This window comes from Muricoccus harenae, assembly GCF_009848505.1.
Taxonomy (GTDB): domain Bacteria; phylum Pseudomonadota; class Alphaproteobacteria; order Acetobacterales; family Acetobacteraceae; genus Roseomonas; species Roseomonas harenae.
The window spans coordinates 1-17,718 of the sequence record NZ_WWDL01000052.1 but is presented as its reverse complement, the minus strand read 5'-3'; the positions used below and the strand labels follow the sequence as shown (position 1 = coordinate 17,718).

The window sequence follows — 17,718 nt, the reverse complement described above, 5'->3', positions numbered from 1 at the left end:
GCGTCGTCCAGGCTCGTCCTGGTCATGACCGTGCCACCCTGAAACCCCTGAGAACGTCCAAGCTGGCGCGTCCGCAGACCAGATCAGCGCCGAAAGGGCTTGTCAGGCAGTCCAGTCACAGACCCTAACATGGTGGCCGGCGTTGCCCCATTTGCGCTGGGCGAGGCCAAGCCCCGCGACGTGCTCCGGAGAGCCCATAGTGCCGCGCAGGACGCGCGCCGCATGGAAACCAGAGTGAGCGTTTACTCCTCGACCGAGGATGCGGCGCACCAACGTCGCTTCAGTCTTCTCAACGACTTCAGCGCCGCCTTAACGTCGAGGGATCAGCTGAGGCTCGTGTACCAGCCGCGGATCGACATTGGCTCACGTGCCTGCGGCGGCGCGGAGGCCTTGCTCCGGTGGAGGCATCCGAGCCTCGGCGATATTTCGCCGGGCGAGTTCATGCCGATCATCGAGCAGACCTCAAAGGCCAGGGAAGCAACCGCCTGGGTGCTCGGTACCGTCCTGAAGCAGATCGCGGCGTGGCGCGGGGCTGGCCTGGACCTGAAAATCTCAATGAACGTGTCGGCATCTAACCTCCTGGAACCCGACTTCGCGGGCCGCGTGGTAGAGAGCTTGGTTGAGCATTCGTTGGAGGCCAGTTGCCTTGAGATCGAGATCACCGAGACCGCTGTGATGGAACACGCGGGGCCGGCGCTCTCGGCTCTTGAAACTCTCGCTGGCGCCGGAGTGCGTTTAGCCATTGACGATTTCGGAACGGGATACAGCAGCCTTTCCTACCTGCAGCGCCTGCCCACCAAAGTGGTCAAGATCGATCAGTCGTTCGTGCGCGATCTGGCAGAAGACGAACGCGCGCGTTCGCTTGTCTCGGCAATGATCGCGCTGTCGCACGATCTCGGTTATCGCGTCGTTGCAGAAGGCGTAGAGACCAAGCAGATACTGGATATCATCGAAGGTTTGTCTTGCGACGAAGCGCAGGGCTACCTCATCGGGCGCCCTATGGCGCCGGAGAACTTTACAAGCTGGTGCCGAGAAGGTCCGTACGCACCTCGCGCGGAACCCGGCACCGGCCCACTCTGAGCAGTGACACTGCCATCTGCGGTGCGACATGCAGAGCCGCGTTCACCTCAGATAATCACGTGGCTTCGGTTTTGTCAGCGCTCGAGCCGGAGACGCCGTCACACGCGGGCTGACATGTCGGCCTATCCCGGCTTGAGGATGGCGAGCACGGTTGCCGCACGACGGAGATGAAGCGCGCGACGGTGGTTGGTGGGAACACGCTGGTTGTGGCGGGCGCAAGGGCGGAGATGGTCGCGGAGTTCGTCGTGGCTGCGACAGAAGCGCTCCGCTGAGGTGAAGTACTTGAAGCCGCGCATGCATCGGATGCGGCCTTTGATGCCGCGATGAACTTGCTAAAGCCTCCGTGGAGTGCTCCCCATCAGACCGGGCAGGTAGCGTAAACTGAGGGCCTAGGCTCAAGCCTAGGCATACGCCTACCAATCCCGTCGAGCACGCCGAAATTATCACCGGCCGCGAGCACCGGAGGCGCTACAGTGCCGCCGCGAAGGTCCGGCTGGTCGAGGAGACTGCTCAACTGCGCATGCTCTCACCTTGTGAGTTCATCGCCAGCCAGTCGTCCGCCCCAGTCACCTGTCCGGTCTGATGGGGAGCACTCCAGGCTATCGGACCCTCAAGAACGCCTACAAGCGGCTGACCACCGGCTGTGGCGCCGGCGAGCGCGCCGATCTTTTCTTCGGCACGGCGGCGCGGACCTACCTCTTCGGCACGGCGGCACGGACCTACCGGCTGCACGGGGCAGCCGGCTCCAGGCCGCCATGGCCGGGCCTTGATGCGGCGGGCCATCGCCGGCCCTGCTCCTCATCAGCTGATGGCGACGCCCACCGCCCTTCCCTGAACCTCGGGCGCATCCATCGCAAACAGGCTTCTCGCTTTTGACTATGCCGGGCAGCCGAACCGCTCGTTAAAGGAAATGCCGAACCAGGGAGGAACGGCATGAGTACCCAATTGCGGCGGTGTTCCCTGCACAGCGGCGGGGTGGACCTCGACATCCTCGAAGGCGGCACGGGTCCGCAGATGCTCTACCTGCATGGCGGGGAAGCCGTGGATGCCTATGGCACGCGGCACCTCAAGGCCCTGGCGCGCCATCTCCGCGTTATCGCCCCAGCCATCCGGGCTTCGGCCTCTCCACCCGACCGAACGGCCTCTCCTCCGTCGACGACCTGGCCTATTTCTACCTCGATCTTTCGCGCGAACTCGGCCTCCAGAAGGCGATGCTGGCCGGATCGGGTTTTGGCGGATGGACAGCACTGGAAATGGCAGTGCGTGACGAGACGTGGCCGTCGAAGCTGTCAATCGGCGCGCAATCGGGACCCCGGATCGGCGCCCAAAAGGGACCCCCTGATTTGGCGTGGTGGATGCGCGCGTGTTCGCGGATTAGAGGCGGTTTTTGAACCGCCAGCTCTCGTTGCCGGTCTCGACGATGTCGCAGTGGTGGGTGAGGCGGTCGAGGAGGGCGGTGGTCATTTTGGCGTCCCCGAACACGCTGGGCCATTCGCCAAAGGCAAGATTGGTGGTGACGATGACGGAGGTCTGCTCGTAGAGGCGGCTGACGAGGTGGAACAGCAGCTGTCCCCCGGACTGGGCGAACGGCAGGTAGCCGAGTTCGTCGAGGACGATGAAGTCCATGCGGCCGAGATAGTCCGCCATACGGCCCTGTCGGCCCGTGCGTCCTTCGGCCTCGAGGCGGTTCACCAAGTCGACCACGTTGAAGTAGCGGCCACGCGCCCCGCCTCGGATGCAGGCCCGGGCGATCGCGATGGCCAAATGGGTCTTGCCGGTGCCGGTGCCACCAACCAAGACGACATTGCGCTGGTGGGCGAGGAACTCCCCGGCGGCGAGATCGCGCACCAGGGTCTCGTTGATGGGCGTGCCGTCAAAGGCAAAGTCGTCCACCTCATTGGCGAGCGGCAGTTTGGCGATCGTGATCTGGTAGCGGATCGAGCGGGCCTGCTTCTCGGAGATCTCGGCCGTCAGCAGGTCGCCGACGATGCGAATGGGCTCGTGCTGGCGCTTGACCGCCGTGCCGATGATTTCGTCGAACGCCGCCTTCATGCCGTAGAGCTTCAGCTCCGCCATGGCGGTCAGGATCTCGGAACGCTCCATCATACGGCTCTCCTCAGGGTGTCGTATCGGGCGCAGTCGGCCACCGGCGCCTGCCGCAGCTGGAGCGCCTCGGGGGCCATGATGGTCAGGGGGGCCACGGGCTCACGCTGCCGGGCCAGGATGTTCAGGACGACGTCGGCGGAGTGGACGCCCTCGCGCAGGGCCTCAAGGCAGGCGGCCTCCACTGCCGCCAAGCCGTCGCTCAGCACTGCGGCCAGGATGCCGACCATCTGCCGGTCCCCGTCCGCGGTCCCCGCCAGCTTGCGGCGGATCCGCTCCAGCCCGGTTGGGAGCAGCCAGTCCTTGAAAGGCGCCCCGTTCCTGAGCGCGCCCGGCTTGCGGGCCAGCACCGGCACGTAGTGCCAGGGGTCGAACACCGTCTGGTCCCGCCCGAACGAGCGCCGGTGCTCGCCCACCAGGCGGCCGTCCTGGCGCAGCTCGATCCGCTCGGCATAGGCCCGGATCTCCACCGGCCGCCCGACCGCATGCGCCGACACCGAGTACTTGTTGTTGTCGAACCGGACGAGGCAGGTTTTGGACACCGAGGCGGGCACGGCGTGGAACCCGTCGAAAGGCCCGCCATACGGCACCAGGTTCGAGCGCTCCGCCTCGAACATGGTCCAGATCGTCTGGTCCCGGACCTCCGGATGCCGGTGCGCCCGCGCATAAGCGACACACTGGTCCAGCAGCCAGGCGTTTAGCTCCTCGTAGCTCCTCACCCGCAGCCGCGGCGTGAAGAACCGCTCGCGCACGAGGCAGACCTGGTTCTCGACCTGACCCTTCTCCCATCCCGATGCCGGAGTGCACGCCGCCGGATCGACCAGGTAGTGGCTGCACATCTGCAGGAACCGGCGGTTATAGGCCCGTGCGCGACCGACAAAGATCGCATCCACCGCGGTTTTCATGTTGTCGTAGATCCCGCGCGTGCAGGCGCCCCTGAAGAAGGCAAAGCCCCTATCGTGCGCGTCGAACACCATCTCCTGGCTCTCGCGGGGGTAGGCGCGGACGAACAACATCCGGCTGTGGCACAGCCGCAGGTGCGCGACTTTCACGGTCACCGTCGTGCCACCGATCAGCACGACCTCGTGGCTCCAGTCGAACTGATACGCCTCGCCCGGCGCGAAGCTCAGCGGCACATAGGCGTCCACCGTTGTCGCCGCCTGCTCGCGCCCCCAGCTCCGGGCATACCGCCGTACCGCATCGTAGCCGCCCGCATAGCCCAACCCGCGTAACGCCTCGAACACCCGGATCAAGGTCAGCCGCTCGCGGCTGGGCTTTGCCTCGTTGGAGGCCAGCAGCCGGTCCAACTCCTCCTGCCAGGGGCCAATCCGGGGAAGCAGCTGCGCCTCGCGCTCGTAACGGAACTCCGTCGCGTCCGACCGCAGAACCTTGCGGACCACCTTCCGCGAGATACCCAGCTCGCGGCAGATCAGCTTGATCGATTTGCCCTGGACGAAATGGGCCCGCCGGATCCGCGCCACCGTCTCCACAACCAGCATCCCAATCCGGCCCCCGTTCACCACGAGAGCCACCGTGAACCCCACCGTCAGAGGGGTCCCGTTTGGACGCCGATCACCCCGCTAACGGGGTCCCTATTCCACGCCTATTCACACGTTCCAGCAGGAGGGCCACATCGTCTCGGGCGAGAACCCGCGCCGCACCCTCTCCATTCCACCACGCCATAAGCACGCCGCCGAGGCGTTCGTCCTTTTCGTGGGACAACTTGAGCATGGCCGGTTCGCCACCCCGCACCACAGGCAACAGTCGAGCGGCCGGTGTGGTGATTGGGTCGCCGTCGGGGATCAAGCCCCAGCAGGTCAAGTAGGGTTCGAACATCTGGCAAGCATAGCATGGACGTATGACTGCTGCGGGTCACCTGCCGCGGCTGCGGCATCGGCCGGGGCTGTACTGGATGGGGTGGACAGCAGACATTCGTCGCCCGACGCCCATTTCACAAACGATGGGCCGCCTCCCGTAGGGCAGGTCATAGAACAGGGCATGGAACAGCAACTGGCTGAACTACGTGCCCTGACCGCGCGGGCCGGGAACCGCAAGACGGAGACGGGCATCCCGCGCGTCGCGATGGTTCAGGGGCAGGTGCCCGAGCATGAACTCGCCGCCTGTTACGGCCCCATGGTCAACCTGATCCTGCAAGGCAGTAAGTCAATGACGGTCGGCAGCCAAACCCTGCACTACGACCCGGCGACCTACTTCGTAATGTCAGTCGATCTGCCTGCGGCTGGAGCCGTGCATCCCAGCGTCTCGGGTGCGCCCTACCTTGCGGTCAGCCGCACGCTCGATCCGAAGGTGATCGCTACCCTGCTCACGGATCTGCCCTCACCGGCGGCACAGGCGCCGATGGCGGGCTTCTCGGTGGCCGCGGTGACGCCCGAACTGCTGGATGCCTGGGTCCGCATGTTGCGCCTGATGGACCGGCTTGGCGACATCCCAGCACTGGCCCCCGCATACGAACGTGAGATCCTCTACCGCGTGCTGCAAGGGCCACATGCGGCGCTGCTCCGGGACATCGCCACGCGCAGCACCGCGCTGGCGCGGATCAACCTTGCCATCCAGTGGATCCGTCAGCACTTCGCGGAGCCGCTGCTGGTGGAGGCGCTCGCTACCCTCGCTGCGATGAGCCCTTCCGCCTTCCACCGCCACTTCAAGAGCGCCGCGGCGCTCAGCCCGGTCCAATTCCAGAAGCGCATCCGCCTGCTTCAGGCACGGCTGCTGCTGGTCAGCGGCGGCCTGAAGGCGAGCGACATGGCCTTCGACGTTGGATATGAAAGCGCGACCCAGTTCAGCCGTGAGTATGCCCGCTTCTTCGGTGCTCCTCCAGCGAAGGACGCAGCGCGCATTTTCCGCCACCTCCAGCAGTCGGGCAGCACAGGGGTGGCCGCGTAGCTGCATCAATGGGCTTGGCTGCACCAAGGAAGGTCCGCTTACGGGTCGTCTTCAGAAATGTGCAGGTGACCGAAATGGGTGCTCAGCACATTGGACCTGCCTCGCCTTTTTCTCCCGCCGCAGCGGCGGAGTCTGTGATCGGCATGCGCGCCTCTATCGCGCGCCGGTCCGTCTAGCCCGCCGAACCAGAACCCGAACCGCATGACCATTCTCACTGGCAGAGCACGAGGCTACCGCGATGCATCTGCTCGAGCGTCACGGTGCTCTCCGCGAACACCACGATGCCATAGGCCAACTGAGCCAAAGCCACGGTAGGAGGCCGGTGCCAGATGCCCTTCTGGGCACCTCCCGCACAGGATCTCGGTCCGGCGCGCCTTCTTGCATGCCCATGTACGCGCCAGAGGGACGCCGAAGTACCGCGAGGCCTGCCCCGCCGGCCGGTCAGCGCCGCCAGCTTCCCATCCCTTGGTCATTGAGGAAGTCGATGGTGAAGGCTGTCACCCTTTCTTCCTCCTGATCGAAACGGACTGAGGACAGGGACCCCTTGGGCGCATTCTCACTATTGGCGGCAAGCGAGAAGACGTTAGCATCCCAGTGCGACAGCGGAAATCGCAGCCCGCGGGGACCCAGAATGAGCGTCACGTCGCCCTGTTCGGCTACGATCTCAGCCTGGCCGAAATAGGCATTCTCATAGCGCCCGACATAGGCTTCCGCTGGCAGGGCAGGTTGCGGCGACGCTGGCGGCGCGGCCCCCACCAGATCCCCGACAGGGGCGTACATCCCCTTCATCAGCCCATTATAGGTGCCGAACCAGTCGCGGGTCGGAGCACCGAATTCCACCATATCCACAACCGTCGCCGTTATGGCCTCCGCCGCGCCGACCGGCCCGCCATTGGTCAGCACGACAACGCCAAGATCGGCCGAGGGTATCATCTGGAAGCTTGTACCCGCCCCGACCAGGAAGGCACCGGAATGGCTCATGGCCGTCCGTCCACCGGCACGCACCCCGACATTGAAGCCGTAGCCGTAGAAGCCAGGCCGCGATGCCAGGGATTGAGGCGGCGCGTTCGCGGCCTGGGGCTGCAAGGCAGGTCGCAACGCCTGCTCGGTCAGCAAAGGCCGTTGGCCCCGGCGGTCCCGCCGCAACAGCAGCTTCATCCACTCAGCCAAGTCTAGCACGTTGGAGGACACGCCGCCCGCCGGCGACTGCGCATCGGGGTTGCGGTCGTAGAGCGGCTGGAAACGTCCATCCTCCAGCACATGCAGCACCGCCCTGTTGTCGCGGGCCAGGAAATCCGCGTGCCGGGAACTCGTCCACCGCATTCCCAGTGGCCGGTAGAGCACGCGCTCCGCCAGTTCTTCCCATCCCTCCCCGGATGCCGCGGCAACGGCCTCGGCACCGATCGTGAAGCCGAAATTGGCGTAGTGGTAGGACCTGCGGAACGGATCGAGCGGCACCAAGCGCAGGCGCTCGATGATGTCGCTGCGTCCGTAACCGAGATCCTCCAGCTCATCCCCGATGGCTTCCGGCAAGCCTGTGCGGTGGGCCAGGAAATCCCCGATGGTCGCATGGGCGGTGACGTAAGGGTCGCTCAGCCGCAAGCCGCTCAGGTATTGCACAGCGGGGTCGTCCCAGGACACGACACCGGCGGCAACCTGCGACGCCACGATTGTCGCGGTGATCGGCTTGGAGAGTGAGGCGACCTGGAAGACGGTCCCGGGCTCCACTGCTGCACCCTTGCCGACCTCCCTGACGCCGAAGCCAGCCGAAAAGACAGTTTGCCCGCCATGCACCACGGCCACCGCCGCGCCGGGCACGCCGCTCCGGCGCAGAATGCCGGTGGCGATCTCCGGCAAGGTCTCCAGCGCCCGCTCAAGACCTCCGGGCGCGAGGCGCGCCGCATCCTCGGGGGGCGTGGCGCCCAATTGGATGTAGGCCGGCTGCGCCAAGCCCGTCCCAGCCACGCTGATGCAGAACACCGCCACCGTCGGCATGCGACGGAAGAGAAGAGGGACGCTCACCGGATGCTTCTCCCAGGAATGCGCGAGCAATCGCGTGGATGCCGCACGCTGTTCAGCGAAAGGTGTCGGCACGGGAGCACAGGTTCAGCAGGGCAGAAAGAGATGCGTTTCCGAACGGGCTCAAGGACGTCCATGTTGCCGAGGTCAAGAGCTGCGGGCAGACCCTGCCTTCCTCCCAGCGCGGACGGATGGGACGGTGGCGCTGCAGTGCAGAAAGCCGCGAGGTGTGCCGAGCACCTCAGCCGAAGCGCTAACGGCGATGTCCACCTCTGAGACGCTGCTTGCGAGGTTTGGATGACATGAATGGACGCTTGGTGGAAGGGCGGGACCTGGCCGGGAACGGACTGGCCGCTTTCCGGCATAGCCTCCAGGGAACCGGCCGTCGGGCGGCAGGTCAGGTCCGGCAGATCCCGACCCACAGGTGACATTCACATCGACCCGCACGCGCTAGCCGTGATCGGACAACCTTTTTTCGACGAAGCTCACTGCCGCTGCAATGCCATTCTCCGCGCGGATTAGGGCGCCCATGACGCGGGCGCGTTCGCGCATTGCCTGGTTGTCCATCGCCACCATCGCAGCCGCGAGACGGTCTGCCGACAGGGTTCTTCGATCAAGGGAGGGTGGACCAACGCCGAGCTCCGCGATGCGCCTAGCCCAGAATGGCTGGTCGCCGAAAAAGGGGCAGATCGTGGTGGGCTTACCCGCGCGGAGCGAGGCGGCCGTTGTACCGGCGCCGCCGTGGTGAATGACCGCCGAGACGAACGGAAGCAGCCTGTCGTGCGGAGCTTCAGTAATCAGTTGGACATGAGGAGGCAGGTTCTCCGCCAGCAGCGCGCCGCCGCCGCTCACGAGCAGCCCGCGTTTCCCGGTCCTGGCAAGCGCATCGAGAACGATCCCGGTCATCCGCTGCGGATCCAGCCCCGGCATGCTGCCGAAGCCGACATAGACCGGCGGCTCGCCGGATTCAAGAAAAGCCGCCAAAGCGTAGGGCGGGCGCCAGTCAGGCGCATCAAGGAACCAGTAGCCGCTGACGAGGACGTCACTGTCCCAATCCTGCGGAACCGGAACGACATGCGGGCTGTAGGCGTAGAGTGTTCCAGAAGATCGGACCGGACGGCTGCCGCGGCCCGAAAGGCCCAGCACCTCCTCTCTCCATGCCCGGATGGAGTTGGCGAACAAGACCTGTGCGCCCTTGATCGCCAGCGCATGGCTGGCGCGGTTAAGCGGACCGAGCGACGCGAAAGGCAATATCGGGCTGGGGAAGGCGGAGGTCGGCGTGAAGCCCGGCAGCGGAGAAGCCAGGACATGGAGGCAGGAAAGGGCCTCGGCGATGTGTGGCGCGGCTACCGACTTGGGATGATGGAGGATGAGGTCGGGCGCGAAGGATCTTACGGCCGTCCACTCGGCATCCAGCAGACCACGCATCAGCGGATACACCTCGCGCAGGAGCTTTAGCCCGGCGTTGAAGCCTCGGCCTCCCGCTATGGCAGCCTTGCCCAGAGGCGAATTCATCAACGCCAGGAACTCGCCGGGAAGAGGTGCGAACCGGAGGCTGTACCCGGCGATCATCCCCTCGAACTGGACCGGAGCGGCGATTTGCACCTCGTAACCCCTGCGGGTCAGCCCAAGCGCGAGTGCCAGATAGGGCTGAACGTCCCCCCGCGTGCCGAGCGTTTGCATAGCGATGCGCATTCCGATGGCTCCTCACCCGCCTCGCCCGGTTTTCAGCCCGCCGGGGACTATCCATTCTGTCAACCCGGCTCAGTCCTGGCCGCACGTCGGCGGCTGTTCGAGACGCCGTGGGGGAAGGTCCGGATTCCCTTACGGCCGTTAACAGAGCCAGACAGGTAATGATGTCCGCTTCAGGAAGACGTGGAGCAACATCAGCGTCCGGAATGGGCGTGTTCCGATGAAAAACTCGGCTGTTGATTGAGCCGGCTTCTGCTGACTCCCTCATGTGCAGCAGCAGGGGAAAGGGACCATGATGGGACCGCGGCAAGTCGAGCAGGCAGCCCTGTTCTATGAGTTCTCGATCGAGCGCCACGTGCCGACGAGCCACCTCCTGCGGTCCATCGACCGCTTCGTTGACCTGTCCGAACTTCGCCAGCAGCACTTCGCCAGCAGCTGGCCCCGTTCTACAGCTCGACGGGTCGAACATCCGTAGACCCAGAGGTGATGATCCGGATGCTGATCGTCGGCTATTGCTTCCGGATACGCTCCGAGCGGCGCCTGTGCGATGAGGTTAACCTCAACCTGGCGTACCGATGGTTCTGTCGCCTGGGGCTCGATGGCCGGGTGCTGGACCACTCCACTACGGTTCAGCCGCCATGCTCGGTTGGCTCGCCTATGAGCAGGGCATCGAGCCCCATGTCAGTGTCTCCGACAGGTCAGCCCGCCGGGGCGGCACCTTCCAGCGCAGCGACTTCACCTTCGACCACGCCGGCGACGTCTATTTCTGCACCGCTGGGAAGATGCTTGCCGCCAATGGCAGGTTGGTGAATGACGAGACGACCCTGCTCTACCGGGCAAGCACCTACGACCGTCGGGCCTGCCGCCCCAAGGGGAGGTGCTTCCCAAATGCGCCGGCCCACAAGATCCCACGATCAAGGTTCGAGGGCGCCCCTGACATGGCCCGCGAGATCATGGGCAGCCAGGAGGCGCGCGCCTCCAAACGACAGGGCAAGAAAATCGAGATGCTGTTCGCCCATCTCAAACGCATCCTGAAGCTCGACCGGCTCCGCCTACGAGGTTCCAACGGCGCCCGGGACGAGTTCCACCTGGCCGCCACGGCCCAGAACCTCAGGAAAATGGCGAAGCTGATCCCAATGCCAGAGCCGCTCCCGGCCTGAGGACATCCAATCCGTCCTGCCTCCCGCCAGTTCGCCATCGAAGCCGCCGAGCCCTGGCCTGCCTCTCGCCTACTTTCTCAACAGAATAGGCGCGAACCGAACGTCGGCTTGGCAGCATCTCGAGAAGCCGCTCCGGCCGCACGGTCCACCCCGTGCGCGTCACGACGCCACGACATCCGCTGCGGGCGGGCGCCAGCCCGCCAGCAGCGGCACCAGCCTCCCGACCCTGAGATCGTCGACGACGTCCGATTCCGAGCGGATGATAACGCCGAGCCCGGCTGGCCCCTGCTGCCGGATACCCAAGCCCGGCAGACTAAGAACGCCGTGTCTCGAATCCCCGCTCGTGCGTTGACGCTGCATGATCCTGCGAAGCCCGGAGGACGGCACCCGCCTCCTCATCCCCCAGCCCTCCCACGCCTTGCTCTCGGGCCAGATGATCGCCGCCTGGGGCGCCCCCGGCTTCGCGCGGCCGGACCCGGCGCCCGAGGTGATCCTCGCCGCCGGGCAGCACGACATCGCTTGGTTGTCCTGGGAGACCGCCCCAACCCTGGATCCGGAGACAGGCCTGCCCCACGCCTTCACCAAGCTAGGCGCGGCGGTCCATGCTCCCATGTGGGCGCGGGGCGTGGAAATGGCTCGCGCCGCCTGGGGCCTCTGGCCCGCCCTGCTCATCTCCCTGCACGGTACGCGGATCTACACGCAGTACATGAATCCGGAGCGCCTGCCACCGGACGACCACGCCGCGATCGACCGCAACGCTGCCAAGGAGGGCGCGCTCCAGGCGGACTGGACTGCCAAGCTCGGCGCGACGCCGGATCAGGTGGAGCGGAACTCCGCCCTCATCGCGGTAACCGACGCCCTCTCCCTCGCTCTCTGCTTCGCCGATCCGGACAAGGCCGGGGAGGCCCCGATGGAGGATGGCAGCACTCGCAAGATGAAGCTTGTGCGGCAGGGTACCTCTCGCTGGTCGCTGGACCCGTGGCCCTTTCGCGACAGCACGCTGACGATGCGCTGCGAGGCGATCCGCCTTCCCGCCGAAACCCGCTGGACCGACGAGGAGGCGATGCGCCGCGATCTGCGCGACGCAGTCTGGAGCACGCTGGCCGAGACCCTGGTTCCGGCCTGACGGATCAAACGACCGGCGTCACCGTCGGCGGCGCCTCCGCCAGCGTCGCAGCCTGCCGCGCCCGCAGATCCTCCTCACGGTAGTCGTCGTTGAACTGATGGAACATGTCTTGCCAGTTCATCTCAGTCTGAAGCCGCAGGAACATGCTGCGCGGTCCATTTGCGCGAGCCCCCACGGCGTCGGCCCCGCATGCGTCCTCAGATCCAGGCGGGCGCCGGCCTCGACCAGAGCCTCCGCCGCTTCCAAATGCCCGTGCCAGACCGCGTCGTGCAGCGCCGCGAGGTTATGTGGGAACCCTCGGTATCAAGCCGACAGAGGCCACATCCGCGTTCCGGGAGGCTCCTGAGCCATCTGACTGTCCGGGCCGGGCGCGAAGGTCTCGCTGGAGCACGTGGGCCGGGCACTGGACTATCTCGACCGCCACGACATCCGAATGTACCGCCTGTCCTCCGACCTGGCGCCCTATGCCGCGCATCCCGACATGCCTCAGTTCCATTCAATGGTGCGTGACAGCGGTGCCGAGTTGCGGTCCTTTGGCGCAAAGGCGACAAAACTCGGCATTCGGCTGAGCTTTCATCCCTCCCAGTTTGTCGTGCTTAACAGTCCCGACGCGAGACTGGTGGACAAGAGCGTCTGGGACCTGAACTCGCAGGCGGAGATGCTGGATCGCATGGAGCTCGGACCCGAGGCTGTCATGGTGATCCATGTGGGTGGAACTTTCGGCGACCGTGCCGCCGCCAACGCACGTTGGGTCGAGACCTGGCACAACAAGCTGCCGGAGCACGTGCGGCGCCGCCTGGTGCTGGAGCACGACGATATCCGCTTCTCCGTTTCCGATATCCTGTGGATTCACGAACAGACGAGTGTACGGCTGATATTTGACCACCAGCACTTCTGGTGTCTGAAGCCGGACAGGATCGACATGCGGGATTCGCTCGAGCGAGTAATCCGGACCTGGCCTGATGGTCAGCGGCCAAAAGTTCATTTCTCCTCCCCACGCACAGAAATGCGGGAGCTCAAGCGCAAGGAGAAAGGGACGCGCAAGTTGAAAACCGTGCGCGTCGTGCCGGTAAACACCGGCCACGCGGACTGCTGTAGCCCGTTTGAGTTCATCGCCTTCATGCGGATTGCGGAGGGGCTCACCTTCGACGTGATGCTGGAGGCCAAGGTGAAGGATCTGGCGCTGATCCGCCTACGCCCGGATCTGCTGCGCTACGGCCCGGATGTGTCGCAGCGTTTCGGGGTGGAGCCGGTTAAGGCGCCAGTTTTCGAAGCAGAGGAGCAAGAATTCCTAGAGCAGGAAGAGCATAGCGGGGAGGCCCCTCGCGAGGAAAGCTAGAGATGCCTGCCAGGAAGCCATTCTCGGGGCGGCTTTGTTCCAGCCATCCGTCTCGGCCGAGCGAGGCGGAACAAGGGAGGGGAACGTCGCCTGCGCTGGGCTCCCCCGCCTGACATGCGCAGATCGCGCCCGGACTGGCGGGACTAGGAATGCCCGACCCGCGAGGCCCCGGTCTTCCTGCGCCTGGCGTCCACCTGCTTCATGCTGCGAAAGCACTGCCGAAACGGACAGCGATCCTGAATATTCCCTTGCGGCGCCAACAAGTTCGGCTTCAGCTTGGAGTAGTTGGACAGGTCAGGATTTAGCCCGGCCTCGCCTCACCAGGAGGGTCTCGATCTGCTCCAGCAGCCGCGGGAGTTCGACGGGCTTTGGATGGTAGTCATTGCAGCCTGCGGCGAGCGACTTTTCCTGGTCGCCTGCCAAGGCATGCGCGGTGAGTGCGATGATTGGAATGGACGCCGTAGCTGGATCCGCCCGCATCTCGCGCGCAGCAGTCCAGCCGTCCTTCACGGGCATGCTCATGTCGAGCAAGATGATTTCAGGGCAGCGGTCCCGTGCCGCCTTCACTCCAGCCTCACCATCCTGCGCCAACTCCACCTCGAAGCCGCGACGGCGCAGCCGGCGAGCAAGGAAGTCGCGAATGTCCTCCGTGTCTTCGACCAGCAGAATTTTGGTCACGGCGGCTCCCCCTTTCCTTCGGCCTTCGGGGTTAGAGGCGAACACCGTGCAGCGAGGCGACGTAGCTCTGCCGCCAATTCGACCGGTAGATCCGCCTCCGCCGGGAGAACTCGGCGGACCTGGTCGCGCAGCCGCCCGAGCTCCTCGGCACCCATCTGCCGGCCGACGATGGCAACGACAGGAACGTTGCGCCACTTCGGCTGCCGATGCAGTGCCTGGATGAGAGTGAAGGCTTCGTCCCCTGGTGGTTGAACGGCGACAAGCACCAACCCTGGCGGCGAGGTAGCTTCTTCCAGATGGCGCTTGGCGGCAGGGATGTCGCCAACTTCGGTGGCCATCCATCCCTCGGCCTCCAGCAGCCGGCGCAGCTCGCTGCGGGAGGCGACGTCTGCCTCTACCACCAGCGCGCAACCGGGGCAGGTCTGTGGGCGATACCGGTCAAGCGACCGCTTCAGGCGCCACCACTCTACCGGTTTGGTCAGGTAGTCGGCCGCCCCAAGGGAAAAGGCCAAACCCTTCTCCTGCATGACAGTCACCATAAGGACCGGGATTTCACCAAGCTCCGGATCAGCTTTCAGCGCCGAGAGCACAGACCAGCCATCCATTTGCGGCATCATCACGTCCAGGAGCACGGCGGTGGGCCGGAGCTTACGGGCCATGCGCAGCCCTTTCTCGCCGTCAGCGGCCGTCCTTACCGCAAACCCCTCGCGCCGGAGAAAGCGGGCCAGCAGATCCCGCGTCGCTGCGTCGTCGTCCACCACCAGCACAAGTCCGGCCGCGCCCTCCTCCAGGGAGTGCTCCTCCATGGCGGCCTCACCCACGCCAACCGCGGGCTCGTCCTCCGGTGTCCGGACTTGCCGAAGATCCGCCGGTAGTCGGATCCGGAAGGTGGTTCCCTGCCCGGGCAAACTGTCGACGGCAATGTCGCCGCCCAGCATGCTGCAAAACGCCTTGCTGATGGAAAGGCCCAGCCCAGTGCCGCCAAAGCGCCGGGTAGTCGAACTGTCGGCCTGGGTGAAACGGGTGAAGAGCCGGCTCATCTGCTCCGGCGTCATTCCGATCCCTGTGTCGGCAACGCTGAACTCCACCCAATGGTAGCCGGCGTCATCGCGCATGCGCTCAGCCTTGGCTGTGATCCGCCCACGCTCGGTGAACTTGGCGGCGTTCGACAAAAGGTTGATCAGGCATTGACGGATTTTGAGGGGGTCCGAATACATCTCTCCGAGGTCGGGTGCGAGGTCGATCTCAAGAGAGTTCTCCTTGCTCGCAACGAGAGCATGGATGGTGTTGGCCGCCTCCTGAACGAGCTTTGAGGTGTCGAACTCCTCTGGCTGTACCTCCATCTTGCCGGCTTCGATCTTGGAGAGGTCAAGCACGTCGTTGATCAACGAGAGAAGGTGACGGGCGTTCGATCCGATCTTCTGGAGGTCCTTGGTCAGGACCTCTCCGCCCTCAATGTCGGCGGCCTCCTCTTCCAACATTTCAGAATAGCCGATCACGGCCGAAAGCGGCGTGCGCAACTCGTGGCTCATGTTCGCAATGAATTGGCTCTTCGCCCGGTTAGCCTCCTCTGCGGCCTCCTTTGCCGCGGCGAGCGCCTGCTCGGTGCGCTTCCGCTCGGTGATATCCTGCGCCTCGATGACGGTGCCGACGGGAACGCCGTTTTCCAGCATCGGGCTCGCGGTGAAGGCGACGGTATAGAAGTGCCCGTCCTTATGGACGAACACCTCCTCGCCCTGGACGCGCATGCGATCAGGGAAGGCCCGGTCGATGGGGCAGTCTTCCAGAGGGAAGGGTGAGCCGTCCGGGTGAGTATGGTGGATGACGTCGTGGAGGATACGGCCCTTTGCCTCGGCCAGGCTGAAGCCGGTGAGCTCCTCGGCTGCCGGGTTCATGAAGGCGCAGCGCTGCTGCTCGTCCATGATGAAGAGGGACGCCGCCGCGTTGTTGGTGATGGCTTCGGTCAGATGAAGTTGCCGCCGTAGCGCCTCCTCGGCCTGCTTGTGCTCAGTCACGTCCATGAAAAGGGCGGCGAAGCGGCCATCTCCTTCAGCCTGATGCGCGCGTGCCTGGTACCAGCGCCCGCCAAGGTCCGGAACATGAAGCTCGAACCGCTCAGGCACACCCGTTTCCGCGACACGTGCGTAGGTTTCGAACAACCAGTCCGGCAGATTGGGCACCACATCCCGTGCGGGGCGGCCCAGGACCTCGGAAACGGGAAGGCCAGTCTGCGTTTCGAAGGCCGGGTTCGCCTCCAGGAACCGGAAATCCGCTATGGCTCCGGTCCCAGGGTCGCGCAGAATCTCACCCAGGAAGAATCCCTCGCCCATGCGAGCAAACAGGCCGCGTATGCGGGCCTCGCTCTCCGCCAGAGCCGCCAGCGTGGCCCTCCGTTCGGTGATGTCGCGGGAGGCGGAGATGATGCGCGTCACCCGACCGGCCGCGTCTCTGATCGGGGAGACAGCCACATCCCACCATCTCGGAGATCCCTTCGCCGTGGGGCAGAAGGCCTCGAAGCGGGCAGGGGAGCCGGCGAGTGCCGTGGCAGTTGCTTCCTCGATCTGCGCCCGAGCCTCCTCAGGCCAAAGTTGAGCCCACTCCCTCCCCTTGATGGCATCGAAGTCTTCGATCTCCATCAGGCAGCGCCCATTGGCATTCATGAACTCGATGCGACCCTGCGGGTCCAGCACCTTGAGGCAGTCGGTGTTGCCGTCGAGAACGGAGCGAAGGAAGGCCTCACTGTCGCGCAGTGCCGTCTCGGTTGGCTGCGCGACGCTTCCAGCGTGAATAAAATCGTTCATCGAGAAGCCTTTGGACGCCGGAGTGGGTGGGGAAGCCGCGATCGGGGCGGAGCCCTCCTCGTAACGGAGTAGGGAACGTCAGATCGCGACATGAGTCAGTTCGGCCGGGGCGAGTTGTTGGACTGAAGCCCTAAACGCGCTTGGCGCCCGCCCGTTCCGCCGGCAGGAATTGCAAGACGGAGAGGCCGGATCAGCCAGCCCCGGCCGCGCTCCGCGTTGATCCCCCACTGAAGTGGTCCGTCCTGAGATATGGCTTTGAGCCGAAGGAGGACCGAGATGGCGAGCAAGAGACGCAAGCCTGAGGAGGTCGTGAAGGAACTGCGGCAGGTGGAGGTCCTGGTGCCGCAGGGGCAGGCTGTGGCGGAGGCGATCCGGGCGATCGGGGTCACCGAAGTGGCCAGTGCAGGCCCGCCCGGCCGATTACGCCGCTTCGGGCGCGAATGCTGACACAGCCCTTAACGGCACGGCGGCATCCGAGATCAAAGCTGCAGGGCGCGTCCCGTACCTCGCCTCACCCTCACCTCCAACTGATCCGTGCAACAAAGCCGCTCGGCGCCGCATTACGCGGACTAATCGACCGGACTAGAAATAATGATTTCTTCCCGGAATCCGCCAATCCCTAGACCAGATGTCCGTCTGAGGCGGGGGTGGCCCGCCTCGAACTGTGCAGGAATGACGAGGGTTGCGCCGGGTGTGTCGGCGCCTTGCCTCAGCACAGGAGACGGGCCGTGGGAGAGACTATCACTTTTGTCGGGCTGGACGTGCACAAGGCGACGATCGCCGTCTGTGTGGCGGAGGCTGGCCGGGACGGCGAGG

15 protein-coding genes and 2 pseudogenes are annotated in these 17,718 nt (G+C 65.1%); 7 read left to right on the top strand and 10 right to left on the bottom strand.

Annotated elements, in window-relative coordinates; genetic code table 11:
• Positions 1-234: 234 nt before the first annotated feature.
• Positions 235-1,080, top strand: coding sequence for a putative bifunctional diguanylate cyclase/phosphodiesterase (locus GSE44_RS23685; RefSeq protein WP_201306220.1), 846 nt, complete (start codon positions 235-237; stop codon positions 1,078-1,080).
• 876 nt (positions 1,081-1,956) lie between these two features.
• Here GSE44_RS23685 and GSE44_RS23680 read toward each other — a convergent pair.
• The 4 genes from GSE44_RS23680 to GSE44_RS26620 all read right to left on the bottom strand — a co-directional run bounded on the left by GSE44_RS23680 (position 1,957) and on the right by GSE44_RS26620 (position 5,019).
• Complete coding sequence (locus tag GSE44_RS23680) at positions 1,957-2,166, bottom strand: hypothetical protein (RefSeq protein WP_159351299.1); 210 nt, start codon at positions 2,164-2,166, stop codon at positions 1,957-1,959.
• A gap of 288 nt (positions 2,167-2,454) precedes the next feature.
• Positions 2,455-3,186 carry an IS21-like element helper ATPase IstB gene (gene istB, locus GSE44_RS23675; protein ID WP_328799104.1) on the bottom strand — a complete coding sequence of 244 codons (732 nt, stop codon included), beginning with the start codon at positions 3,184-3,186 and terminating at the stop codon, positions 2,455-2,457.
• Positions 3,183-4,682 (bottom strand): IS21 family transposase, encoded by a 1,500-nt coding sequence (gene istA, locus GSE44_RS23670; protein WP_159351298.1) that lies wholly within the window; start codon positions 4,680-4,682, stop codon positions 3,183-3,185. The genes istB and istA overlap by 4 nt, the downstream gene beginning before the upstream one ends.
• A 73-nt stretch (positions 4,683-4,755) precedes the next feature.
• A complete protein-coding gene (locus GSE44_RS26620) occupies positions 4,756-5,019 on the bottom strand; it encodes an aminoglycoside phosphotransferase family protein (protein WP_159351297.1) in 264 nt (87 codons plus the stop codon).
• A 162-nt stretch (positions 5,020-5,181) separates the two neighbouring features.
• Between GSE44_RS26620 and GSE44_RS23660 the strand changes: the two genes are divergently transcribed.
• On the top strand, positions 5,182-6,087 hold the full coding sequence (locus tag GSE44_RS23660; RefSeq protein ID WP_159351296.1) for an AraC family transcriptional regulator: 906 nt from the start codon (positions 5,182-5,184) through the stop codon (positions 6,085-6,087).
• A 441-nt stretch (positions 6,088-6,528) separates the two neighbouring features.
• Here the strand turns inward: GSE44_RS23660 and GSE44_RS23655 are convergent, their stop codons facing one another.
• Both GSE44_RS23655 and GSE44_RS23650 read right to left on the bottom strand, forming a co-directional pair.
• The gene (locus GSE44_RS23655; protein WP_159351295.1) at positions 6,529-8,109 is read right to left on the bottom strand and encodes a serine hydrolase; all 1,581 of its coding nucleotides are present in this window, start codon (positions 8,107-8,109) and stop codon (positions 6,529-6,531) included.
• Positions 8,110-8,556: 447 nt separating this feature from the next.
• The gene (locus tag GSE44_RS23650; protein WP_159351294.1) at positions 8,557-9,801 is read right to left on the bottom strand and encodes a glycosyltransferase; all 1,245 of its coding nucleotides are present in this window, start codon (positions 9,799-9,801) and stop codon (positions 8,557-8,559) included.
• Positions 9,802-10,090: 289 nt separating this feature from the next.
• Here GSE44_RS23650 and GSE44_RS26615 point away from each other — a divergent pair.
• The 3 genes and pseudogenes from GSE44_RS26615 to GSE44_RS23640 all read left to right on the top strand — a co-directional run.
• Positions 10,091-10,422, top strand: a pseudogene (locus tag GSE44_RS26615) (transposase); the annotation flags it as partial.
• A gap of 14 nt (positions 10,423-10,436) precedes the next feature.
• Positions 10,437-10,958, top strand: a complete 522-nt coding sequence (locus tag GSE44_RS26610) for a transposase (protein ID WP_408015155.1) — start codon at positions 10,437-10,439, stop codon at positions 10,956-10,958.
• A gap of 358 nt (positions 10,959-11,316) precedes the next feature.
• Positions 11,317-12,084 carry a DUF3891 family protein gene (locus tag GSE44_RS23640; protein ID WP_159351293.1) on the top strand — a complete coding sequence of 256 codons (768 nt, stop codon included), beginning with the start codon at positions 11,317-11,319 and terminating at the stop codon, positions 12,082-12,084.
• Positions 12,085-12,088: 4 nt separating this feature from the next.
• Here GSE44_RS23640 and GSE44_RS23635 read toward each other — a convergent pair whose 3' ends face one another.
• Together GSE44_RS23635 and GSE44_RS26605 are read right to left on the bottom strand one after the other, a co-directional pair.
• Positions 12,089-12,229, bottom strand: coding sequence for a hypothetical protein (locus GSE44_RS23635; protein WP_159351292.1), 141 nt, complete (start codon positions 12,227-12,229; stop codon positions 12,089-12,091).
• Positions 12,202-12,357, bottom strand: coding sequence for a hypothetical protein (locus GSE44_RS26605; protein WP_408015154.1), 156 nt, complete (start codon positions 12,355-12,357; stop codon positions 12,202-12,204). Before GSE44_RS26605 ends, GSE44_RS23635 begins: the two co-directional genes overlap by 28 nt.
• Before the next feature lie 118 nt (positions 12,358-12,475).
• Here GSE44_RS26605 and uvsE point away from each other — a divergent pair, with 118 nt between their 5' ends.
• Positions 12,476-13,423 (top strand): UV DNA damage repair endonuclease UvsE, encoded by a 948-nt coding sequence (gene uvsE, locus GSE44_RS23630; protein WP_268893696.1) that lies wholly within the window; start codon positions 12,476-12,478, stop codon positions 13,421-13,423.
• Positions 13,424-13,717: 294 nt separating this feature from the next.
• Here uvsE and GSE44_RS23625 read toward each other — a convergent pair whose 3' ends face one another.
• Both GSE44_RS23625 and GSE44_RS23620 read right to left on the bottom strand, forming a co-directional pair.
• Entirely contained in the window at positions 13,718-14,101 is a 384-nt protein-coding gene (locus GSE44_RS23625) for a response regulator (RefSeq protein WP_159351291.1), read from the bottom strand.
• On the bottom strand, positions 14,098-16,902 hold the full coding sequence (locus tag GSE44_RS23620) for a PAS domain-containing protein (protein ID WP_159351290.1): 2,805 nt from the start codon (positions 16,900-16,902) through the stop codon (positions 14,098-14,100). Before GSE44_RS23620 ends, GSE44_RS23625 begins: the two co-directional genes overlap by 4 nt.
• A 276-nt stretch (positions 16,903-17,178) precedes the next feature.
• Here GSE44_RS23620 and GSE44_RS23615 point away from each other — a divergent pair.
• A pseudogene (locus GSE44_RS23615) lies at positions 17,179-17,298 on the top strand (IS3 family transposase); the annotation flags it as partial.
• Positions 17,299-17,718: the final 420 nt, after the last annotated feature.